Genomic DNA, 22,338 nt, shown 5'->3' with positions numbered 1-22,338 from the left:
GGCATGAGACGGGTAGATTCGACAGTTTGAATCCGTTGCCCGACTGCGTTATGGACACATCCGCCACCGACATCCTGCTTCGCACGAATCTGGACTTCCTGCGCCGTCATGCACCCTTCGACCGGATGGAAGCCGAAGCCCTGCGATTTCTCGGCGAGCGGCTGTCCATCGCTTTCTACCCGGCAGAATCCCCCGTCCTGATGCCCGAAGATGGCATCCCGCGCTTCTTTCATATTGTTCACAGGGGCAAGGTCCAGGCCCGGCAGAATGGCGGCATCGCTGTCACGGAGTACGCCACCCTGACCCTTGGGCCGGGCGAGTGCTTCCCCATTGGCGCCATTTCGGCGGGACGCCCCTCCACCAACGGATACATCGCCGTCGAGGACTGCTACTGCTTCCAGCTGCCTGCCGCCGACTTCCTCCGGCTGCAGGAGCTGAGCCCCACGTTCCAGCTCTTCTGCACCCGCTACATCGCCAGCCTGCTCAACCAGTCCCGGGAACAACTTCAGGTCCAGTTTTCCCAGCGGGCCGCAGAGCAGCAGACCATGACCACCTCCCTCTCCAACCTGGTGAAGAAGGCGCCCGTCTTCGTTCCCCCGGAGATGGCCACCCGGACAGCCCTGGAGAAAATGGTCGACGCCGGCGTTGGCTGTCTGGCCGTGGCCGGGGAAGACGAGAGACCCGTCGGGGTGCTCACCCAGAGCGATATCCTGAAACGCATCGTGCTTCCAGGCTTCGAACTCGGCCGCCCCATCGCCGACGTCATGACCACACCGCCCCACACCCTCAGCGGTACGGCCAGTGCCTATGATGCCGCCCTGGAGATGGCCACCCACGGCGTGCGGCACATCCTCGTGGTGGATAATGAGGACAAGCTCCGGGGGGTGATCTCCGAGCGGGACCTGTTCGCCCTTCAGCGCATCGGCCTGCGCCAGATCCGCTCGGGCATTGAAAGTGCCGCAGACGTGGAGGCCCTCCAGCGGGCCAGCCGGGACATCCGCCAGCTCGCCCTGAACCTGCTCGCCCAGGGCATTGGTGCGGAACAGCTGACCCAGTTCATCTCGGCACTCAACGACGCCCTGACTCGCCGCATCATCGAGCTCAACCTCGAGCGCCACGACCTGTACGGGGTGGAATACGCCTGGCTGGCCTTCGGCTCCGAGGGACGCCACGAACAGACATTGTCCACCGATCAGGACAACGGAATTGTTTACCTGCTCCCCGAATGGGCTGACAAGGAACCCCTCAAGCTGCGCCTGCTGGATTTTGCCCGGGATGTAAACAACGACCTGGCCGCCTGTGGCTTCCCTCTCTGTGAGGGCAACATCATGGCCAGCAATCCGGACCTGTGCCTGACCGTTGACGAATGGCGCGAAAAATTCGGCAGCTGGATCCGCGAGCCCCACCCCGAGGCACTGCTCAATGCGACCATCTTCTTCGACTTCCGGGTGCTTTACGGGGACGAAAAACTGACCTACCGCCTGCGCCACTGGCTTCTCTCCATGACCGCGGGTAACCCGGCCTTCCTCAAGGCCATGGCCACCAATGCCCTTGATGTCTCGCCCCCCCTGGGCAAGATCCGGGATTTCGTGACGGAAGGAGACGGCACCATCGACCTAAAGAAATTCGGCGCCCGTCTTTTCGTGGACGCGGCCCGGGTCCTGTCCCTGCGCACGGGGGTCGATGCCACCAGCACGGTGCATCGGCTCCGGCAGGGGGGACTACGGATCGGCATGCCCGCCGAGGAGCTCTCAGCCATGGCCGATGGCTTCCACTTCATACAGTTGCTGCGCCTGCGCCACCAGCATCTGGACACCGACCACGGCGCCCCCGGCGACAACCAGGTCAAGCCGGACGAGCTTAACGAACTGGACCGGCGCATCCTCAAGGAAGCCTTTCGCCAGGCTCGCAAGATCCAGCTGCGCCTGAAACTGGACTACCAGATATGAACTGGCTTTCCCGATTCCTGCCGGGCGGAGGCCCGGCCCTGGCGACCGAACTTCAGACCCGCCTCAAGGCCGCTCTGGCGGCACCGCAACCGGATCTGGGGCGCTCTCATTTCGAAACCCGCTACGTCGTGGTCAATAGCGAAACAGCGACCACCGAAGGCGGCGGCCAGCGCCTGGTGGCCGTAGGTGCCGTGGCGATCTGCCAGTGCAGCATTCAGCCCAGCGATGCCTTCCACGCCCCGCTGGGTTCTGTCCCGGCGGATACCCTGATCGGCCTTCTGGAATTCATCGGCCGCGACCCCGTGGTGGTCTTCAATGCCCCCTTCAACCAGGGCATCCTCCACCGCGCCTTCGAGCACTACCTGCATCAGCAACCCGAGCTGGACTGGCTGGACCTGATGATCCTGATGCCCAGCCTGTACCCGGAACGGATTGCCGGCCAGGCCCGGATGGATGCCTGGCTGGGGGCTTTCGGGGTGGAACGCCTCGATCAGCGCCACGCCCTTCTGGAAGCCCTGGCCGTGGCCCAGCTCCACCTGGTCGCCCTGAGCCGGGCCAACGCCCAGGGGCTACCGACCCCCCGGGAACTGCTGGACACCCAGAGCAGCCGCAAGTGGCTGCGAGGCAGCGGATGAAGCAAGGGCGCCGCAAGGCGCCCTTGCAACCGTCGGCCTCCCGGCTCACACCTTCAGGAAATTCTCCCGGTAGTAACGGAGCTCGGCGATGGACTCCAGAATGTCGTCAAGGGCCTTGTGGGCACCCTTCTTCTCAAGCCCCTTGTATACGTCCGGGCGCCAGCGGCGGCAGAGCTCCTTGAGGGTCGACACGTCCAGATTGCGGTAGTGGAACCAGTCTTCCAGCTTGGGCATGTAGCGGGCCATGAAGCGCCGGTCCTGGCCAATCGAGTTGCCACACATGGGAGACGTGCGGGACGGGATGTACTGACGCATGAACTCCAGGAACAGCTGCTCCGCTTCGGCCTCTCCCACCGGAGATGCTTTGACCCGATCGATCAGACCGGACCGGCCGTGGGTGTTCTTGTTCCACTCATCCATCGCATCCAGCACCGCATCGGGCTGATGCACTGCAATCACCGGTCCTTCGGCCACCACGTCCAGGTTGCTGTTGGTGACCACCATGGCGATCTCGATGATGCGATCGGAGTCGGGATTGAGGCCGGTCATTTCCATGTCCAGCCAGATGAGGTGATTCTGGTCCTGTGCCATAATCGGTCCGCTTTTCTGGTAAAGGCGCGATTCTACGCCCATGCCCGGCGCCGTGCCCGGCTTCAGCCCCACCTCCCTGCCCAGCCCCTTCGCCGATGACCTCCAGCAGCCTCTCCTCCCTCTTCCTGCTCGCCCTGTTCGCCGGACTGATGGTCCGCTTCTGGCTCGCCATGCGCCAGATGCTCCATGTGCGCTTCCATCGGAACGCCGTACCGCCAGCCTTCGCAGACAGCATTTCCCTCGAAGCCCACCAGAAGGCTGCCGATTACACAGTGGCCCGGGTACGCCTGGGAATGATCGACCTGTTCATTTCCAGCAGCCTTCTTCTACTGCTGACCCTCGGTGGCGGGCTCCAGGCCCTGTACGGTGTTGCCGCCCGCTTTGCCGATGGGGGAAGCCTGCTGCACGGTGTCGCCTTTATTGCGCTCACGGCGGCTGTATCGTGGGGGGTAGACCTGCCCCTCGGCATCTACCGCAGTTTCGGTCTGGAAGCCCGCTTCGGCTTCAACCGGCTGACCCCTGGCCTGTTCGCCGCCGATACGGCCAAAGGGATCGTCCTCGCGATGGTGATCGGCCTTCCGCTGATCGCCGGCGTGCTGTGGATCATGGACACCATGGGCGAGCGGTGGTGGGCCTATACGTGGGCCTCCTGGCTGGGCTTCAACCTGCTGGTGATGCTGGTCTACCCGACGTTCATCGCCCCCCTCTTCAATCGCTTCGAACCCCTGGAAAACGGCCCCCTGCAAGCACGCATCCAGAACTTGATGGAACGCTGCGGCTTTCGCCTGTCCGGCCTGTTCGTGATGGACGGATCCAGACGCTCGGCCCATGGCAACGCCTACTTCACCGGCTTCGGCGCATCCCGACGGATCGTATTCTTCGACACTCTGCTGGAAAAGCTCTCCCCCGCCGAAGTGGAAGCCGTTCTGGCACACGAGCTGGGCCATTTCCACCACAAGCATCTCTGGAAACGCCTTGCCGTGATCGGCGCCGGCAGCCTCGCGTTCTTCGCCCTGCTCGGGCATGTTTCAAGCCAGCCCTGGTTCTTTGAGGGCCTGGGCATGAACGTGGGAGGCACCGCTCCGACCCTGGTGCTGTTCGCGCTGGTGCTGCCCGTCTTCACCTTCCCCCTGACCCCCTTCATGAGCTTGTGGTCGCGCAAGCACGAATTTGAGGCCGATGCCTATGCCGCCGCTCAGGCTTCGGCAACGGAGTTGATACAGGCACTGGTCAAGCTCTACAGGGACAATGCCTCGACCCTGACCCCTGACCCCCTGTACTCCACCGTGTACGACTCCCATCCCCCGGCGGCCCTCCGCATTGCCCGCCTGCAGGCCCACACCCGATGAAAACCTTCGGCACCCTGATCGCCGCCTTCGGGCGCCAGTACGAAGTCCGCACCGATGCCGGCGAGCTCCTCCTGTGCGTTCCTCGCGGCAAGAAGAGCCTGTTCGCCTGCGGTGACCGGGTCCAGGTCGCCACGACCGGCCCTGGTCAGGGCGTGATCGACAAACTTCTCGAGCGCAGCAGCCTGCTCTACCGCTCGGACGCCTGGCGCCAGAAGCTGATCGCCGCCAACGCCACCCAGGTGGTCATGGTGGTGGCCACCGAACCCAGCTTCAGCGACGAGTTCATCTCCCGCTGCCTGTGCGCCGCCGAAAGCCAGCATCTCAAGGTCCTCATCGTCCTCAACAAGACCGACATCACGGCCGGACTGGCCGATGCACGGACACGTCTGGCCCCCTTCGCGGCCCTCGGCTACCCTGTCCTGGAACTCTCGGCCCTGGACACGGTGGACGCCCTGCGGGAGCGCCTGACCGGAGAAACCAGCCTGCTGGTAGGGCAGTCCGGCATGGGCAAATCCACGTTGACCAATGCCCTGATCCCCGAAGCCCGCGCCGCGACCCGGGAGATCTCAGAGGTACTGGACACGGGCAAGCACACCACCACCTTCGCCCGCCTCTATCCCCTGCCCGAAGGAGGTGGAATCATCGACAGCCCTGGCATGCAGACCTTCGGCCTGGTACACCTGGACAATGCCCAGCTGGAAGCCAGCTTCCCGGAATTCCGGCCCTACGCCGGGGAATGCCGCTTCCGGGACTGTCGTCACGATACGGAACCGGGTTGCGCCCTGCACGCGGCGGCTGATGCGGGCAGAATCGAGATGAAACGCCTGCGCCAGTTCCTGCAATTCCGGGAGGAGTGCGAGAACGGACGCCGTCAGGCCCAGGGCTGGTAAGCACGTCGCGGAGAACGGGGCGGGCTAAAGGATCTCGCCCTTGTCCTGCCAGTCCGGATTCGGCAAGGCATCGAACGCGTCCCGCAGGGATGCACTCCAGCGGCTGCGGATCATCTGGAAGTATGCGTTGGATGAGTCGATGCTGAGGCGGGTGGACACCTTGAGCTCGTCCGTCCTGATGATGGCCAGATCAAGGGGCACCCCCACCGAGAGGTTGGAGCGGATCGTCGAATCCATGGAAATAAGGGCCAGCTTGGCAGCCTCGTCCAGGCTGGTATGGCGGTTCACCACCCGATCGATGATGGGTTTGCCGTACTTGGACTCCCCGATCTGGAAATAGGGGGTATCCGGCGTGGCCTCGATGAAATTGCCCGCAGCATAGATATGGAACAGCCGGGGCTGCTCCTGCCCGATCTGCCCCCCCAGGATCAAGGCTGCAGCAAAATCGATGCCGAAATTCCTGAAAGCCTCCGAGTCCCGCCGGTAAACTTCACGCAGGATTTCTCCCACGTGACGGGCCGCCTCGAACATGTTGGGCGCCGACCAGAGACTCTCCCGGCCATCCTGGGCAAGCATCGCTTCCTTGAGCACCGAAACCACTTGCTGGGTGATGGCCAGATTCCCGGAACTCATCAACACCATCACCCGTTCCCCCGGGCGTTCGAAGATGCTCATCTTGCGGAAAGTATTGATGTGGTCCACACCTGCGTTGGTCCGGGAATCGGATAAAAACACCAGGCCGGCATCAAGATTCATGCTGACACAATAGGTCATGGAGTCACCCCTGAAAAAAGGGGCGACACCTGCTCGGCATCGCCCCGAAACACATCTGGCTGAGGCCGGAACCCGGCGTCAGCTCTGGATGATCTGAAGAATGGACTGGATCTCCGCACGTACCGAAGAAAGCTGCTCCCTCAGGCCCACGGACGCCTCCACATCCTCCCGCTTGCGCGCTGCCAGATCGTCGAGGCGGTTACGGGCACCGGAAATGGTGAAGCCATCCTGGTAAAGCAGCTCCCGGATGCGGCGGATCAGCAACACCTCGTGATGCTGGTAATAGCGCCGGTTCCCCCCCCGCTTGAGCGGGCGGAGCTGGGTGAACTCCTGCTCCCAGTAACGCAGGACATGGGGCTTGACCCCACACAGATCACTCACTTCACCGATGGTGAAGTAACGCTTGGCGGGAAGGGGCGGCAGCTCCATCACTGCCGGGGACTCACTTGGCGACATTGCTCAGTTGCTCCACATTGGCCTTGAGCTTCTGGCTGGCGTGGAAAGTCACCACGCGCCGGGCGGTAATCGGAATCTCTTCTCCGGTCTTCGGGTTGCGACCGGGACGCTGGGGTTTTTCCCGCAGCTGGAAGTTGCCGAAGCCCGAGAGCTTGACGCAGTCGCCCCGCTCCAGAGCCAGACGAATCTCCTCAAAAAAACACTCGACCATATCCTTGGCCTCGCGCTTGTTGAGCCCCACCTGCTCGAACAACATGTCGGCCAGTTCGGCCTTGGTCAGCGTCATGCCCATGACATCAGGCCCTCAGCTTCGCGGCAAGATGTTCTTCGGCGTGGCGAATCAGGGCCGTCATGGCCGCATCGACCTCAGCATCTTCCAGAGTGCGCTGAGTCTCTTGCATAACTACACGGAACGCAAGGCTTTTCCGGTGGGGCTCAATGCCCTTGCCCTGATACTGGTCAAACAGTTCGATGCGCTGGACGATGGCCGGCGCCACGGACTGCAGACCCTGGATCAGGCTGGCCGCAGCCACGCCCTGATCGACGACCAGGGCCAGGTCCCGCTGCACCGCCGGGAAGCGGGAAACCTCCCGATAGGCAGGCGTGGGAGTAGCCAGCAGCACCTCCAGTTCGATCTCGAAGACCACGGGTGCGCTCCCCAGCTCATAGCGCTGGACCCACACCGGATGAAGCTCACCGATCACGCCGATGGACTGGCCGTCCAGGCTCACCCGGGCGGCGCGCCCAGGGTGAAGCGCAGGATGGCTGATCCGCTCGAAGCGGGCCACACGGGGGAAGAGCAGGGCCTCAAGATCGGCCTTGAGGTCGAAGAAATCCACGTTACGGGCAGACTCCCCCCACTGCTCGGGACGGGCGGAACCCGTCGCCAGCGCGGCAAGCCGTACTGGCTGGTGATACCCCGCCACCGGCTGGCCGGCTGCATCCCGGGCAAAGCAGCGACCGATCTCGAAGACACGGACCCGGCTGGTCTGGCGCTTGCGGTTGGTCACCACATTGGACACCAGGCCCCCCAGCAGGGTCGAGCGCATCACGCTCATCTGGCTGGCGATCGGATTGGCCAGGCGCACCGGATCGGTGTTGCCGGCGAAATCCTTCTCCCAGGCCTCTTCAACAAAGGCGAAGTTGATGACCTCCTGGAACTCCCGACCCGCCACCAGACGTCGCACGGACATCACATCGCGCCGGTCCTCCGGGCGAGGCAACATGCGCACAAGGCCCTTCGGAGGCATCATCGGGATGTTGTCATAGCCGTGGATGCGGGCGATCTCCTCGATGAGATCCTCTTCGATCTCCAGGTCAAAGCGGTAGGAAGGAGGCGTGACGACGAAGTCGTCCCCTTCGCGGACCACCTCCAGATTGAGCCGGGCAAACATCCCCGCAACCGTATCGGCATCGAGGGCAATGCCAAGGACCCGACGCACCCGGGATGCCCGCAGGCGGATCGGCGTCCGGGCGGGCAACGCCTCGGCGGCCACGGCTTCGCACACAGGCCCCGGCTGGCCTCCGCAGATATCGAGGATCAGGCGGGTGGCACGCTCGATGGCCCGCTGGGCCAGCGCAAAATCCACACCCCGCTCGAAGCGGTAAGAAGCATCCGAAGAGAAACCATAGGCTCGGGCCCGCCCGGCAATGGCGTCCGGGGCAAAGAAAGCACTTTCCAGGAACAGGTCGGTGGTATCCAGGGTGATGCCGCTCTCCTCGCCTCCCATGACGCCCGCCAGCGCCAGGGCGCGGGCGTCATCGGCAATGAGCAGGGTATCGGCGGCGGGCGTCACGGTCTGGCCGTTGAGCAGCAACACCTGCTCGCCGGGCCTGGGAAAACGTACATGGATCGCGCCGCTCAGCTTCGCCTCGTCAAAGGCGTGCAGGGGCTGGCCCAGCTCCAGCATCACGTAGTTGGTCACGTCCACCAGGGCGCTGATGGAACGGATCCCGCTGCGGGCAAGACGCTGCTTCATCCACTCAGGGGTCGGCGCCCGGGCATCGACGCCCCGGAGGACACGGCCGCAGTAGCGGGGGCAGGCATCGGGGGCATCCAGCACGATGGGGCGGGTGTCCTGATGCACGGCGGCCACTGGCGCGCAGTCCGGCAAGGTGAGGGGCGCACCGGTCAGGGCAGCCACTTCCCGGGCAATCCCTGCGAGGCTCAGGCAGTCCGCCCGGTTGGGCGTCAGCTTGATGGTGAACAGGGTGTCATCGAGATCGAGATACGTCCGCAGATCGGCTCCCACGGGCGCATCTTCCGGCAGCACCATGAGACCGCTGCCCTCCTCCGAAATCCCCAGCTCCTTGGCCGAGCAGAGCATCCCAAAGGATTCCACGCCCCGCAACTTGGCTGCCTTGATCCCGAAACCATCCAGGTCGGCGCCCACCTGCGCACAGGGAATGCGGATGCCTGCGGCCGCGTTGGGCGCTCCGCAGACAATCTGCAGCAGCTCGCCTGTGCCGGCATCCACCTTGCAGACCCTCAGCTTGTCGGCATTGGGATGTTTTTCGGCCTCGATGATCTGCGCGACCACCACCTTGGAGAACGGACCGGCCACGCGGTCCTGCTCTTCCACTTCCAGTCCCGCCATCGTGAGCAGATGGCCCAGCGGGTCCGAATCCAGATCCGGACTGACGAAACTGCGCAACCAGAGTTCAGAGAATTGCATGGCTTACCTGAATTGACCGAGGAAACGGAGATCGCCTTCGAAGAACAGGCGAAGGTCATTGACGCCATACCGCAGCATGGTGAGCCGGTCGGGCCCCATGCCGAAAGCAAAGCCGGTGTAACGCTCGGGGTCGATACCGCCGAAACGCAAGACATTGGGATGCACCATCCCGCAACCGGCGATTTCCAGCCAGCGCCCCTTGAGGGCGCCGCTCATGAAAGCGACGTCGATCTCGGCAGAGGGTTCGGTGAATGGGAAGAAGGACGGGCGGAAGCGTACCTGCAGATCATCACTTTCGAAGAAGCTGCGCAGGAAGTCCGCAATAACGCCTTTCAGGTCGGCAAAGCTCACCGTCTCACCGACCCACAGCCCCTCCACCTGATGGAACATGGGTGAGTGGGTCGCGTCGGAATCCACCCGGTAAACACGGCCCGGCGCGATGATGCGCAGCTCGGGCATGGTCTCCTTGTCCTTGTGAGCCTCCACATGGGCCAGCATGGCGCGGGTCTGGACCGGACTGGTGTGGGTCCGCAGCAGCACACCCTCACCGTTTTCCAGGTAGAAGGTGTCGTGCATGGAACGGGCCGGGTGATTCTCCGGAGTGTTCAATGCCGTGAAATTGAAGAAATCGGTCTCGATCTCCGGACCTTCTGCCACGTCGAAGCCGATGGAACGGAACAACTGTTCGACCCGCTCCAGAGTACGCACGACCGGGTGCAGCCCCCCGACCCCCACCCCCCGGCCTGGCAGGGTCACGTCCAGGGCCTCAGCTGCCAGCTGGGCCTCCAGGGCGGCCTGCTGGAGGGCGTCACGCCGGGCGTTCAGCAGGGATTCGATGGCCGTCTTGGCCTTGTTGATCTCGGCACCGGCGGACTTGCGGGCATCTGGATCCAGTTTGCCGAGGCCTTTGAGGAGGGCCGTAATGGAGCCATCCTTGCCCAGATAACGCGCCTTGGCGGCTTCCAGGGCGGCGCCATCGGCGGTCGCGGAAAAATCCGCACCGGCCTGCGCCACGAGTTGATCGAGTTGGTCCATATTGAATGTCTGATCCCGGGTTCAGGACAAAAAAAAGGAGGCCAGGCCTCCTTTTTTCGTGCTGCGTTGCGTTACGCAGCGAGCTTGGCCTTGGCTTGTTCGGCGAGGGCAGCAAAAGCGGCCTTGTCGAACACGGCCAGGTCGGCCAGAACCTTGCGATCCACTTCGATGGAGGCCTTTTTCAGGCCATTCATGAAGCGGCTGTAGGTCAGGCCAACTTCCCGGGCCGCGGCGTTGATACGGGCGATCCACAGGGCACGGAACTGGCGCTTGCGCTGACGGCGGTCACGGTAGGCGTACTGGCCTGCCTTCATCACCGCCTGTTTGGCGATACGATATACGTTCTTGCGACGACCACGATAGCCCTTGGCTTGATCGAGGACTTTCTTGTGACGGGCACGAGCGGTTACACCGCGTTTAACTCGGGGCATTGCGTTCTCCTAAATCAAGCGTAGGGCATCATGGCGCGGATGGACTTCTCGTCCGCAGCGTGGACGGCAGTCATACCGCGCAGCTGGCGCTTGCTCTTGGTGGTCTTCTTGGTCAGGATGTGGCGCTTGAACGCCTGGGAACGCTTGATGCTACCGCTAGAGCGGATCTTGAACCGCTTGGCGGCACCGCTCTTGGTCTTCATCTTGGGCATGAAGTACTCCAGCTTATGTCATGGCCCCGGGTGGTTTCCGACTTCCGGAAACGCTTCAACAACCCGTCACCACTTGTTTCCGGCAGGCTATCTTGCCTGCCGTGCCCCGGCACCTTGCGGTGCCGAAATACGGTTTAGTGCTTCTTTTTCGGCGCGATGATCATGATCATCTGGCGCCCTTCCATCTTCGGCATCTGCTCGACCTGACCGACTTCATCCAGGTCTGCCTTGATCCGCTCCAGCTGGCGCATGCCGAACTCCTGGTGGGCCATTTCCCGACCACGGAAGCGGAGGGTCACTTTCGCCTTGTCACCTTCGTTCAGGAACTTGATCAGGTTGCGCAGCTTAATCTGGTAGTCGTTTTCATCCGTACCCGGACGAAGCTTGACTTCCTTAACCTGGATCTGCTTTTGCTTCTGCTTGGCTTCGTGGGCACGCTTGGCTTCTTCGTACTTGTACTTGCCGAAGTCCATCAAGCGGCATACGGGGGGTTTGGCCATGGGCGCGATCTCCACCAGATCAACGCCTGCCTCTTCCGCAGCTTCCAATGCAGCACGCAGAGAAACGATACCGATCGGTTCGCCTTCTGCACCCGTCAAGCGCACTTCCGGCACACTGATTTCGCCGTTGATGCGCAGCTTCTTTTCCTGAGCGATGGTTGAAGTCTCCTAAGAAATCAAAAAATCAGGCCGTGCCGGCAAGCGAGGAAACCTCACCCTGCCAACGCTCGACAATCTCATCGAGGGACAATTGACCGAGGTCTTGATTGCCCCGGACGCGCACGGCCACCACACCTGCTGCCTTCTCCTTGTCGCCAACGACCAGGATGTAGGGCAGCTTTCGTACGCTATGTTCGCGTATTTTATAAGTAATTTTCTCGTTGCGCAAATCGGCCTCGACGCGGAATCCCTTGGCACGAAGGGATTTCACCACGTCCGTGACATAGTCCGCCTGAGCCTCGGAAATATTCAGCACCACCGCCTGCACGGGTGAGAGCCACAGAGGCAGGGCTCCGGCATGATTTTCGATCAGGATTCCGATGAACCGCTCCAGCGAGCCCAGGATCGCCCGGTGGAGCATGACGGGACGGCGCCGGGAGTTGTCTTCGCCCACGTACTCGGCATCCAGGCGCTCAGGCAGGACGAAATCGAGCTGCATGGTGCCACACTGCCAGGAACGACCCAACGCATCCTTCACGTGGTACTCGATCTTCGGGCCATAGAACGCCCCCTCGCCAGGCAACTCTTCCCACTGATGCCCCGAAGCAGCAAGGGCCTGACGCAACCCATCCTCGGCCTTGTCCCACACCTCGTCGGAGCCCGCACGCTTTTCGGGACGCAAGGACAGCTTGACGGCCACATCGACAAAGCCAAAATCCCGGTAAACGCGGGACAGCAGCTCATTGAAAGCCGTCACTTCAGCCACGATCTGTTCTTCGGTACAGAAGATGTGGGCATCATCCTGCACAAAGCCCCGCACCCGCATCAAGCCATGCAGCGCACCGGAGGGCTCGTTGCGGTGACAGGAGCCAAACTCCGCAAGCCGCAAGGGCAGATCCCGGTAGGAATGCAGGCCGTGGTTGTAAATCTGGACATGACCGGGGCAGTTCATGGGCTTGACCGCGTAGTCACGCTTCTCAGACTCGGTCGTGAACATGTTGTCCCGGTAATTATCCCAGTGCCCGGAGCGCTCCCACAGCTGACGATCCATCATCAGCGGCGTCCTGACCTCCTGGTAGCCCGCCTCGTTGAGGACCCGGCGCATGTACTGTTCGATCTGCTGCCACAGGGTCCACCCCTTCGGATGCCAGAACACCATGCCCGGCGCCTCTTCCTGCAGATGAAACAGGTCGAGCTGCTTGCCCAGGCGGCGATGATCGCGCTTCTCGGCTTCCTCCAGCATATGGAGATAGGCGTCCTGATCTTCCTTTTTCGCCCAGGCCGTGCCGTAGATGCGCTGAAGCATCTCGTTCTTCGAATCGCCACGCCAGTAGGCACCCGCAACCTTCATCAACTTGAAGACCTTGAGCTTGCCGGTGGACGGCACGTGAGGACCACGACACAGATCGGTGAAACTACCCTCCTTGTAAAGGGAGACATCCTCACCCTGGGGAATGGAGGCAATGATCTCGGCCTTGTAATGCTCGCCGATCGACTTGAAGTAGGCTACAGCCTCATCCCTGGGCAGCACGCTGCGCTCGACGGGAAGATCCTTTTTGGCCAGCTCCACCATGCGCGCCTCGATCTTTTCGAGATCCTCGGGCGTAAAGGGGCGCTTGTAGGAAAAGTCGTAGTAAAACCCGTTTTCAATCACCGGACCGATGGTCACCTGAGCCTCGGGAAACAGCTCCTTGACCGCACAAGCCAGCAGGTGCGCGGTGGAGTGGCGAATGACCTCAAGACCATCCGCATCCTTGTCGGTGACGATGGCCAGATTCACATCCCCATCGATCAGGCAGGAGGTATCCACCAGCCGACCCTCGACCTTCCCGGCCAGGGCTGCGCGGGCCAGACCCGCGCCAATCGAGGCAGCAACCTGGGCAATGGTCACGGGCTGCTCGAAACTGCGTACAGAACCGTCAGGCAAGGTGATGTTGGGCATGATGACTCGCTCGGATGGGGAAATTTTGGACAAAAAAAAAGTGCGGACGAGCCGCACTTTTTTCTTTTCTGGAAAACGCCCTGCAGCAGACTCGTGTTACCGGGATCCAGCGCTGCAAGTTCGAGACATTCGTTTTCCTTCTTAGGTGTTTGGTAGGCGCGATTGGACTCGAACCAACGACCCCCACCATGTCAAGGTGGTGCTCTAACCAGCTGAGCTACGCGCCTAAGAAGCCCGCATTATAGACGACTCAGAGGATCTGTCAAGCCTTTTATTCATTGGAGGCGCTTTCCGGCCAGGCCGCCAAAAAGCGCCCCCAATGAGGCGCCTCAAGGCGCGACAACTGATCCCGCACGAACCGTACCTCCGTCTCATAGGCAGGCTTGTCCATCGCTCCACGCATGAGCTGGAAACGCAGGAACACCAGATAGGTGTTCACGACATCGGTCTCGCAGTAATCCCGGATCTCGTCGATCCGGCCTTCGCAGTAGCCCTTCCAGACCGCAGAACCGTCCATCCCTAGCTTGCCGGGAAAACCCATCAGCTTGGCCAGTTCGTCGAGGGGCGCATTGGCCCGGGGCTGATACAGGGCCAGCAGATCCATCAGGTCCAGGTGCCGGGCATGGTAACGGCTGATGTAGTTGTTCCACTTGAAATCCCGGGAATCATGATAGTCCCCCTCCCCCATGTCCCAGTAGCGGGCCGCCACCACTCCGTGCAACATGCCCCGGTAGTGGAGGACCGGCAGATCGAAGCCGCCGCCGTTCCAGGAGACGATCTGCGGGGTGAATTTCTCAACCCCATCGAAGAAGCGCTGGATCAGCGCACCTTCCGTGCACTCGGGCTCCGAGAGGGAAAACACCCGGAAGCTGTTCACATCCCGCAGAACGCAGGAAATGGTGACCACCTTCTGCAGATGGTGAGGCAAGAAATCGGTGCCGCTGCTGGCCCTGCGCTGCTGAAAGGCGAATTCGGCCACTTCCTCCGGGCTCAGTTCGGCAGGCAGATCGTGAAGACGGCGGATTCCGTCGATGTCAGGAATGGTCTCGATATCGAAGACGAGGGTAGCTGCCATGGCGGGACTCGCTTCGGCTCAGGCCGGAAAAACGCCGGTGGACAGGTAGCGGTCGCCCCGGTCACAGACGATGGAGACGATCACCGCATTCTCCACCTGCTCGGCGATGCGCAGGGCAACATGCAGGGCGCCACCGGAAGAAATCCCGGCAAAGATGCCCTCCTCCCGGGCGAGTCGACGGGTCATTTCTTCCGCGTCGGCCTGGGCCACGTATTCCAGCTGGTCCACCCGGCTGCGATCGTAAATCCTGGGCAGATACTCTTCGGGCCACTTGCGGATGCCCGGAATCTGGGCGCCCTCCTGGGGCTGGCAGCCAATGATCTGGATCGCCGGGTTCTTCTCCTTCAGGTAGGTGGACACCCCCATGACCGTACCGGTGGTACCCATGCTGCTGATGAAGTGGGTGACGGTACCGCCCGTCTGCTCCCAGATCTCGGGCCCGGTCCCCTCGATGTGGGCACGGGGATTGTCCGGATTGGCGAACTGATCAAGGATGATGCCCCGACCCTCGTCACGCATCCGCTCAGCCACGTCCCGCGCCAGCTCCATGCCCCCCTCCCTGGGCGTCAGGACCAGCTCGGCACCGAAGGCACGCATGGTCTGGCGGCGCTCGACACTCTGGTTCTCGGGCATGACCAGGATCATGCCATAGCCCCGCATCGCCGCCGCCATGGCCAGGGCGATGCCGGTGTTGCCGCTGGTGGCCTCGATCAGGGTCTGGCCCGGTACGATGTCACCACGCGCTTCGGCACGCAGGATCATGGACAGGGCCGGGCGATCCTTCACCGACCCCGCCGGGTTGTTGCCCTCCAGTTTCGCCAGGATCACGTTGTTGCGGCCAGCGGTCATGCGCTTGAGGCGGACCAGGGGGGTCTGCCCCACATAGTCCTCGAGAGTCTTGAATTCCATGGATCGGTCCCGTCGAAAGGCGAGTTGCAGTAAGCGTTGGGCGCGATGATACCCAATGCAGCGGGCAGCGGCCCGATTAGGCATGCAGGGGGAGCCCGGCACCTCCGCGGCACCCGGCGGAAAACCGGCATGCAGGGCATCGTCTTGCCCTTCCCGCCCCCCGGGGCGGATCAGATCCGCTCGAACACCCCGGCCGCCCCCATCCCGGTACCGATGCACATGGAGATCATCCCGTAGCGGGCCTTGCCCTGACGCATCGCACTCATCAGCGTGGCGGTCCGGATCGCGCCAGTGGCTCCGAGGGGATGCCCCAGGGCAATGGCGCCACCCCAGGGATTCACCTTCAACGGATCCAGCTCCAGCTGGCCCATCACCGCCATGGCCTGGGCAGCAAAAGCCTCATTGAGCTCGATCCAGTCGAGGGCGTCCTGACGGATCCCGGCAGCCTGCAGCGCACGGGGAATCGCCTCGACAGGGCCAATCCCCATGATCTCCGGCGGTACTCCGGCGACAGCATAGCTGCAGAAACGGGCAATGGGCGTCACACCATGACGCTTCACCGCGGCTTCGGACATCAGCAGCACCGCGCCGGCGCCATCGGACATCTGGGAGCTGTTGCCCGCCGTGACGGTCCCGCGGGCCGCGAACACCGGCTTGAGCCGGGCCAGCCCCTCCAGGCTCGCGTCTACCCGCGGTCCTTCATCAGCATCCCACACGCGCTCCGTGACCCTCACCGTCCCCCCCTCGCCCGGCAGGCGGGTCGTCACGGTACAGGGAGTGATCTCCTCCCGGAAAGCCCCTGCCGCCGACGCGGCCAGCGCCCGCCGGTGGGACTGAACGGCGAAGGCGTCCTGCGCCTCGCGCCCGATCTGCCAGCGCTGGGCCACCTTTTCAGCCGTGAGGCCCATCCCGAAGGCGATGCCGAGGTTTTCCTCCCGGCTGAAGATGGCGGGGTTGAGGGAGACCTTGTTTCCCATGATCTGGGGCATGGCGCTCATGCTCTCGACGCCGGCGGCGATCATCACATCCGCCTCACCCAGACGGATCCGGCTGGCGGCATCCGCCACGGCCTGAAGGCCGGAGGCGCAGAAGCGGTTGACGGTGACGCCCGGAACCGTCTCTGGCAAGCCGGCCAGCAACAGGCCGATGCGGGCCACGTTCATACCCTGCTCCGCCTCCGGCATGGCACAGCCGACGATGACATCGCCAATCCCGACAGCATCCAGCCCCGGCACCTGATCCACCACCGCCCGGAGCACATGGGCCAGCATGTCGTCCGGCCTCACATGCCGGAACATCCCGTTGCGCCTGGCCACCGGCGTCCGGACTGCGGCAACGATGTAGGCATCCTGAATCTGCTTGCTCATCTTGTGGGGTCTCCGTCCATCAATTACGTAGCGGCTTGCCGGTTTCGAGCATGTGCACGATGCGCTGCTGGGTCTGCTCCGCCTGCAGCAGGGCCATGAACTGCGCCCGCTCCACATCGAGCAGCCATTGCTCGGGGACCCGGGCATGGGTATCCACTTCACCGCCACACAGGGCAGTGGCGGCCGCCTTGGCCACCCGGTAATCCCAGGCTGAGATGAACCCCCCTTCCCTCATATTCACCAGCATCAGCTCGCAGGTAGCAATGCCGTTACGGCCCGCCACTGGTACGGCGCGCTGGATCAGGGGCGGCTGGTAGCCCGCCTCGGTCAGGGCGCGGGCACGATGCAAGGCCACGTGAAGGAGCTCCCGGGCATTGAAGAGAACATCGTCCGACGCTCTGGCGAAACCCAGCTCCACTGCCTGCAGGGCGCTCTTGGAGACATGGGCCATGGCGATGGTCTGGAACATGTTCTGGATGAAGGGGAATACGTCGCCTCCCGCCGCCCGACTGGCCAGACGGGCCGCCTGCAGCACGAACTCCTTGCAGCCACCGCCCGCCGGAATCAGGCCCACACCGGCTTCCACCAGACCCACATAGCTCTCCAGAGCCAGCACCCGGTGGCTGGCGTGCATGACGAACTCGCAGCCACCCCCCAGGGCCATGCCCTGCACGGCCGCCACCGTCGGCACCAGGGCGTGCTTGAGGGCCATGGAGGCCTGCTGGAACTTGGCCACGGTCTTTTCGAGCCTGTCGAACTGGCCGGCCTTACAGGCCTCGGCCACCTGGGCCAGGTTCGCACCCACGGCAAAAGGCGCCTCGTGCCAGATCACCAGGCCATCCAGGTCACGCTCGGCCCGGGCCACGGCTTCGAGCACACCGTCCAGCACCTCGTCGCCGATGGCGTGCATCTTGGACTTGAAGGACAAGATGCCGATGCGGGCATCCTTCGCCGGCAGGTTCCACAGGCGCACCCCGTCGTTTTCCCACAGGGTGGTGCCCATGTCCTGAGCTGCCTCACCAAGCACCTGCTCGGGGTAGAGCTGGCGGCCATACACCGGCAGGGTGGAACGGGGCTTGAGGGCGGCGTCGGTGGCACTCCAGGAGCCCTCCGGCGCATGCACGCCCTGGCGCCCGTCAAACACCCAGGCGGGCAGCGGCGCGTGGACCATGGTCTCGCCAGCCTGGATGTCGGCCTCCACGGCGGTGGCAATCGCCTGCCAGCCGGCAGCCTGCCAGGTCTCGAAGGGGCCCATGGCCCAGCCGAAGCCCCAGCGCATGGCCATGTCCACGTCCCGGGCGTTGTCGGCGATATCGGCCAGGTGGAAGGCGCAGTAATGGAAGACGTCGCGGAAGATGGCCCACAGAAAGCGCGCCTGGGGATGGCTGCTGGCGCGCAGCTGGGCAAACTTCTCGACCGGGTTGCGGTTCTTCAGGATGGCCAGCACTTCGGGCGCCACTTCGCCGGCACTGGGGCGGTAGTCCTGCCTGGCCACATCGAGCACGACAATGGCCTTGCCGTCCTTGCGGAAGATGCCGCCCCGGGTCTTCTGCCCCAGGGCTCCCTTGGCGATCAGCGCGGTGAGCCACTCGGGGCTCTGGTAGAAGGCGTGCCAGGGATCACCCGGCAGGGTGGCCTGCAGGGTGCCGATCACATGGGCCAGGGTATCCAGGCCCACCACGTCGGCGGTGCGGTAGGTGGCGCTCTTGGGACGTCCGATCAACGGGCCGGTCAGGGCATCCACCTCGTCGAAACCCAGGCCAAGCCGTGCGGTGTGGTGCATCACGGCAAGAACGGAGAACACGCCGACCCGGTTGGCCACGAAGTTGGGGGTGTCCCTGGCTCGGACGATGCTCTTGCCCAGGCGGGTGGTCAGCCAGGCTTCAAGGGCGTCCAGCATGGCCGGATCCGCACTGCCTGGGGCGATCAGCTCCACCAGTGCCATGTAGCGCGGCGGGTTGAAGAAGTGCACGCCGCAGAAATGGGGGCGCAGCGCCTCGGGCATGCCTTCGGCCAGGGCGTTGATGGAGAGGCCGGAAGTGTTGGAGGCGAAGATCGCGTCCGGCCGGACATGGGGTGCCACCCTGGCATACAGGTCGAGCTTCCATTCCAGCTTCTCGGCGATGGCCTCAATGATGAGATCGCACTCGCTCAACCGGTCGAGACCGGAACCATAGATGGCCAGATCAATGAAGCGGGCCCGCTCCTGGGTGGCAAGCGGTGCAGGCTCGAGCTTCTTCAGGGCAGCCACGGCGTCTCTCGGGATGCCATTCGGGTCGCCCTCGCGGGAGGGAAGGTCGAACAGGACAACCGGCACCCCGGCGTTGGCGCAATGGGCCGCAATCTGCGCGCCCATCACGCCGGCACCCAGCACAGCCACCTTGCGAATGATCAGTCTGCTCACGCTGCCTCCTTGGTAATGCGGTGGAACATGGCCCGCAGGCCGTCCCCTATCGTCATGCGGTGCGGCGCCCCGCCCCGGCAGCCCTCCGGGCCACGGCACTCTTGTTCAGAAGGCCATGGAGTACTGCGCACCCAGGATCCATACCCGGGCATCATAAGCACCTTTCACATAGCCTCGCCCGAGAGTGGCCTGATTATTGTCGATCGTGGATTCCGGTACGTGCAGGTAGGCTACCCCGAGATCCAGCAGGGACCCCCTGTCCAGCCTGAGCTGAGCCCCCGTGGACAGCCAGGTCCGGTTGTTGTCCGGCAGGGACACCAGGCGGTGCTGGGCACTCTGGACCGGCGTCTGGTCGTAGGCGATGCCAAACTTGAGCTTGAGGGTATCGCTCATCCGGTAGTTGGCCCCCAGGGCATAACGCCAGGTGTCCCGGAAATGAGTGTCCAGGGTCTGTACGGTGACGCCGCTGAGGACACCGGAGGTCCGGACGATGTCCACCTTCGGAATGCTGCTCCAGCCGGTCCACGAAACATCACCCAGCATTTCCCACTTGTCACTGAGCGACTGAGCCACGGACAGGATGAAGGTGTCCGGCAACTCGACCTCCGCCTTGGCACTGCCAGTGGCGAGGGCTGCGCTGGCCCCGGCTGCCGGGCCGTTGACGGACAACCTGCCGGTCAGCTCGTGCTTGATGGCCGAGCGATAGGAGACCCCCACCTTGGTGCCCGGGCTCAGGGTGAACAGGGCACCCACATTCCAGCCCCAGCGGTTGTCGCCGGCGTCAAGGGTGGCGCGGGTAGCCGCCAGGGCAGCCGAAGTCACAGTGGCGTTGCGCACGTACTCGGCCTCCATGCGCTGATAACTGAGGCCGGCACCGATGGAGACTTTTTCGTTCACCCGATAGGCCACGCTCGGGTTGATGTTGTAGGTCTTGATGTCGAACTTGATGGCCTGGGCACCCCCCAGCCAGGGGTTGTCGTACTCGGTAACCAGGCCGAAGGGAGCACCGAAACCCACGCCAACATACAGATCCTTGCGGAGCGCCCAGGACAGGTAACCGTTGGGGATCGCCGCCCAGCTGCCGGCGTCGTTCCCATCTCCAGCCCCCGTCATCACGCCGGTACTGGAGCCCCGGTTGCTGAATTTGAAGGTGGGGCGGACCAGGGACAGACCGGCGGAAACCTCCCTCTCCTTCAACTGGGTCATCCCGGCCGGGTTGAAGAAGATTGTGCTGGCATTCTCGGCCACCGCAGCGGAGCCCGCATAGGCGTTGCCGATCCCGCTGGCGTTCTGCTCCAGCAACTGGAAGCCGGCCGCCACCGCTTGACCACTGGCCAGGCCGGCAGCCAGCAGGGAAATCAGACGGGCAAGGGTCTTCATGTGCATGGGTATGTCTCCTCGTGTGTGGGCGCACGGTCTTCTTGCCGCGGGGCGGCTCCGGACCCGCAGCCATTCTGGCACAGCCCATCGCGGCAAGGGCTGCAGCAATCCTACCGCCTGTGCTCTTCAGATGACGGGATCCAGAGGGAGCACACGTTTCACGCCCTGGACGTCCACAGAAACGTAGGTCAGCGTCGCCTCGGTGACCTTGACCACCACCGGATCTTCCGGATTGCGCTCGGCATAGACCTCCACCTCGACGGTGACCGAGCTTGTGCCGGTCCGGATGATTTCCGCGTAAAAGCTCACGATATCCCCAACCGACACCGGCTGCTTGAACACGAAGGCATTGACTGCCACGGTGGCCACCCGCCCGCGGGCCCGGGTCCGGGCAGGCACTGCGCCGGCGATGTCCACCTGGGACATGATCCAGCCCCCGAAGACATCCCCAGCCGGGTTGAGATCCCGGGGCATGGGCATCACCCGCAGGACAGGCATCTTGCCCGGAGGCAACTGGACGGACGAATCAGACATGGGAAGACTCCTTGAGAGACCCGCCAGCCGCGCGGGTGTAATGAAGAGGGCCCCCCGTGAAGGGGGCAAAGCCAGTCCCGAATATAAGCCCTGCATCCGCCAGGTCCTCATCGGCCACCACCCCCCGAGCCACGCAGTCCCGGGCCGCGGCCAGCAGGGGCGCCACAATCCGCTCCGCCAGCCCCGCCGGCGGACGCCCTGCCGGCGGGCGCTGGATCCGCCCTTGCGGCCAGGCATAGAAGCCCTGCCCGGTCTTCTTGCCCAGGTGCCCCATCGCCACCCGCTCGGCGAGCGCCCGGGGCAGCACGGCGTCCGCTCCCGCGAGGGCCCTGCCCGCCGCCACGGCAATATCGAGCCCCACGGTGTCTATAAGCTCTATGGGGCCCATAGGCATGCCAAAGGCGGTCAGGGCCCCATCGATGGTCGCGGGCGGAATCCCCTCCTCGACGCAGCGGAGGGCCTCGTACATGTACGGTCCGAGCACCGCATTGACCAGGAAACCCGGAGCATCCCGCACCGGCAGGGGGAGTTTGTCGAGCCGCCGGACGAAGGCTGCGGCCCGGGCCAGGGTCGCTTCGCCGCTGGCCGGCCCCCGGACCACCTCCACCAGCGGCATGACCGCCACCGGGTTGAAGAAATGGATGCCGACCAGCCGGGACGGATCCTGCAGCACCGCCGCGATGTCAGCGATGCGCAGGCTTGAGGTGTTCGAGGCCAGGACCGCATCGGGTCGGGCGCGTCGCTCGAGGTCGGCCAGCAGCGCCTGTTTGGCCTCCAGGTTTTCAAAAATGGCTTCGATGATCACGTCGGCCTGGGCGGCACCGTGGCCCGACGGATCGGCGATCAGGCGGTCGAGGGCAAAAACCTGCTCCCGCGGCTTGCCGCGGAGTTTGCGCTCAAACCGCCTGGCCGCGCGGGCAATGGCCGGCGCAATGCGTTCCACGCTCTGATCCTGCAAAGTGACGATCATTCCGCGCAGCGCACATTCGATGGCAATGTCGCCGCCCATCACACCCGCCCCCACCACGTGCACACGCCGGGGCTGGAAGCCGGAGTCCTTGCCAAAGGACT

General features: G+C 63.7%; 21 protein-coding genes and 1 tRNA gene. 4 read left to right on the top strand and 18 right to left on the bottom strand.

Translation table 11 applies throughout. The features are described from left to right. Positions 1-50: 50 nt before the first annotated feature. Both PHD22_RS10695 and PHD22_RS10690 read left to right on the top strand, forming a co-directional pair. The gene (locus PHD22_RS10695) at positions 51-1,949 is read left to right on the top strand and encodes a DUF294 nucleotidyltransferase-like domain-containing protein (protein WP_299866234.1); all 1,899 of its coding nucleotides are present in this window, start codon (positions 51-53) and stop codon (positions 1,947-1,949) included. Next, positions 1,946-2,584: a 3'-5' exonuclease gene (locus tag PHD22_RS10690; protein WP_299866228.1), complete on the top strand. Its 639-nt coding sequence runs from the start codon at positions 1,946-1,948 to the stop codon at positions 2,582-2,584. Before PHD22_RS10695 ends, PHD22_RS10690 begins: the two co-directional genes overlap by 4 nt. Positions 2,585-2,629: 45 nt before the next feature. Here PHD22_RS10690 and orn read toward each other — a convergent pair whose 3' ends face one another. Next, positions 2,630-3,175: an oligoribonuclease gene (orn, locus tag PHD22_RS10685; RefSeq protein WP_299866225.1), complete on the bottom strand. Its 546-nt coding sequence runs from the start codon at positions 3,173-3,175 to the stop codon at positions 2,630-2,632. Positions 3,176-3,270: 95 nt separating this feature from the next. On the opposite strand from orn, the gene PHD22_RS10680 reads away from it, so the two are divergent. After that, on the top strand, positions 3,271-4,524 hold the full coding sequence (locus tag PHD22_RS10680) for a M48 family metallopeptidase (protein ID WP_299866222.1): 1,254 nt from the start codon (positions 3,271-3,273) through the stop codon (positions 4,522-4,524). Beyond that, the gene (gene rsgA, locus PHD22_RS10675) at positions 4,521-5,414 is read left to right on the top strand and encodes a ribosome small subunit-dependent GTPase A (RefSeq protein WP_299866219.1); all 894 of its coding nucleotides are present in this window, start codon (positions 4,521-4,523) and stop codon (positions 5,412-5,414) included. Before PHD22_RS10680 ends, rsgA begins: the two co-directional genes overlap by 4 nt. A gap of 24 nt (positions 5,415-5,438) precedes the next feature. Here rsgA and PHD22_RS10670 read toward each other — a convergent pair whose 3' ends face one another. The 17 genes from PHD22_RS10670 to PHD22_RS10590 form a co-directional block, all read right to left on the bottom strand. Then, a complete protein-coding gene (locus tag PHD22_RS10670) occupies positions 5,439-6,188 on the bottom strand; it encodes a proteasome-type protease (protein WP_299866216.1) in 750 nt (249 codons plus the stop codon). Between the two features lie 78 nt (positions 6,189-6,266). Then, positions 6,267-6,644 (bottom strand): MerR family transcriptional regulator, encoded by a 378-nt coding sequence (locus PHD22_RS10665; RefSeq protein ID WP_299866213.1) that lies wholly within the window; start codon positions 6,642-6,644, stop codon positions 6,267-6,269. Beyond that, entirely contained in the window at positions 6,631-6,936 is a 306-nt protein-coding gene (locus tag PHD22_RS10660) for an integration host factor subunit alpha (RefSeq protein ID WP_299866210.1), read from the bottom strand. Before PHD22_RS10660 ends, PHD22_RS10665 begins: the two co-directional genes overlap by 14 nt. A 4-nt stretch (positions 6,937-6,940) precedes the next feature. After that, on the bottom strand, positions 6,941-9,319 hold the full coding sequence (pheT, locus tag PHD22_RS10655; protein ID WP_299866207.1) for a phenylalanine--tRNA ligase subunit beta: 2,379 nt from the start codon (positions 9,317-9,319) through the stop codon (positions 6,941-6,943). A gap of 3 nt (positions 9,320-9,322) precedes the next feature. Next, positions 9,323-10,354 (bottom strand): phenylalanine--tRNA ligase subunit alpha, encoded by a 1,032-nt coding sequence (pheS, locus tag PHD22_RS10650; RefSeq protein WP_299866204.1) that lies wholly within the window; start codon positions 10,352-10,354, stop codon positions 9,323-9,325. 71 nt (positions 10,355-10,425) lie between these two features. Beyond that, a complete protein-coding gene (gene rplT / locus PHD22_RS10645) occupies positions 10,426-10,785 on the bottom strand; it encodes a 50S ribosomal protein L20 (protein WP_299866199.1) in 360 nt (119 codons plus the stop codon). A gap of 14 nt (positions 10,786-10,799) precedes the next feature. Continuing rightward, positions 10,800-10,997: a 50S ribosomal protein L35 gene (gene rpmI / locus PHD22_RS10640; RefSeq protein WP_148581168.1), complete on the bottom strand. Its 198-nt coding sequence runs from the start codon at positions 10,995-10,997 to the stop codon at positions 10,800-10,802. 134 nt (positions 10,998-11,131) lie between these two features. Beyond that, entirely contained in the window at positions 11,132-11,653 is a 522-nt protein-coding gene (gene infC, locus PHD22_RS10635; RefSeq protein WP_366520723.1) for a translation initiation factor IF-3, read from the bottom strand. A gap of 28 nt (positions 11,654-11,681) precedes the next feature. Next, on the bottom strand, positions 11,682-13,598 hold the full coding sequence (gene thrS, locus PHD22_RS10630; RefSeq protein ID WP_299866194.1) for a threonine--tRNA ligase: 1,917 nt from the start codon (positions 13,596-13,598) through the stop codon (positions 11,682-11,684). A 150-nt stretch (positions 13,599-13,748) separates the two neighbouring features. Next, positions 13,749-13,825: transfer RNA gene (locus tag PHD22_RS10625), tRNA-Val, on the bottom strand. Positions 13,826-13,869: 44 nt separating this feature from the next. After that, entirely contained in the window at positions 13,870-14,673 is an 804-nt protein-coding gene (locus PHD22_RS10620; protein WP_299866191.1) for a 3'-5' exonuclease, read from the bottom strand. Positions 14,674-14,691: 18 nt separating this feature from the next. Next, positions 14,692-15,582: a cysteine synthase CysM gene (cysM, locus tag PHD22_RS10615; RefSeq protein ID WP_299866189.1), complete on the bottom strand. Its 891-nt coding sequence runs from the start codon at positions 15,580-15,582 to the stop codon at positions 14,692-14,694. Positions 15,583-15,752: 170 nt separating this feature from the next. Further along, entirely contained in the window at positions 15,753-16,949 is a 1,197-nt protein-coding gene (locus PHD22_RS10610) for an acetyl-CoA C-acyltransferase (RefSeq protein ID WP_299866186.1), read from the bottom strand. Between the two features lie 19 nt (positions 16,950-16,968). Next, the gene (locus PHD22_RS10605) at positions 16,969-19,353 is read right to left on the bottom strand and encodes a 3-hydroxyacyl-CoA dehydrogenase/enoyl-CoA hydratase family protein (RefSeq protein WP_299866183.1); all 2,385 of its coding nucleotides are present in this window, start codon (positions 19,351-19,353) and stop codon (positions 16,969-16,971) included. Positions 19,354-19,458: 105 nt separating this feature from the next. Further along, positions 19,459-20,739 (bottom strand): outer membrane protein transport protein, encoded by a 1,281-nt coding sequence (locus PHD22_RS10600; RefSeq protein ID WP_299866180.1) that lies wholly within the window; start codon positions 20,737-20,739, stop codon positions 19,459-19,461. A 120-nt stretch (positions 20,740-20,859) separates the two neighbouring features. Further along, a complete protein-coding gene (locus tag PHD22_RS10595; protein WP_299866177.1) occupies positions 20,860-21,267 on the bottom strand; it encodes an acyl-CoA thioesterase in 408 nt (135 codons plus the stop codon). Then, positions 21,260-22,338: 3-hydroxyacyl-CoA dehydrogenase family protein (locus tag PHD22_RS10590; RefSeq protein ID WP_299866174.1), on the bottom strand; the 1,079-nt coding region annotated here is incomplete at its 5' end. The genes PHD22_RS10590 and PHD22_RS10595, both read right to left, overlap by 8 nt.

The sequence above is a fragment of the Zoogloea sp. genome (genome assembly GCF_028693495.1).
Lineage (GTDB): Bacteria > Pseudomonadota > Gammaproteobacteria > Burkholderiales > Rhodocyclaceae > Zoogloea.
Note: the sequence above shows the minus strand (reverse complement) of the source record. Positions and strands in the feature narration are given on the sequence as shown.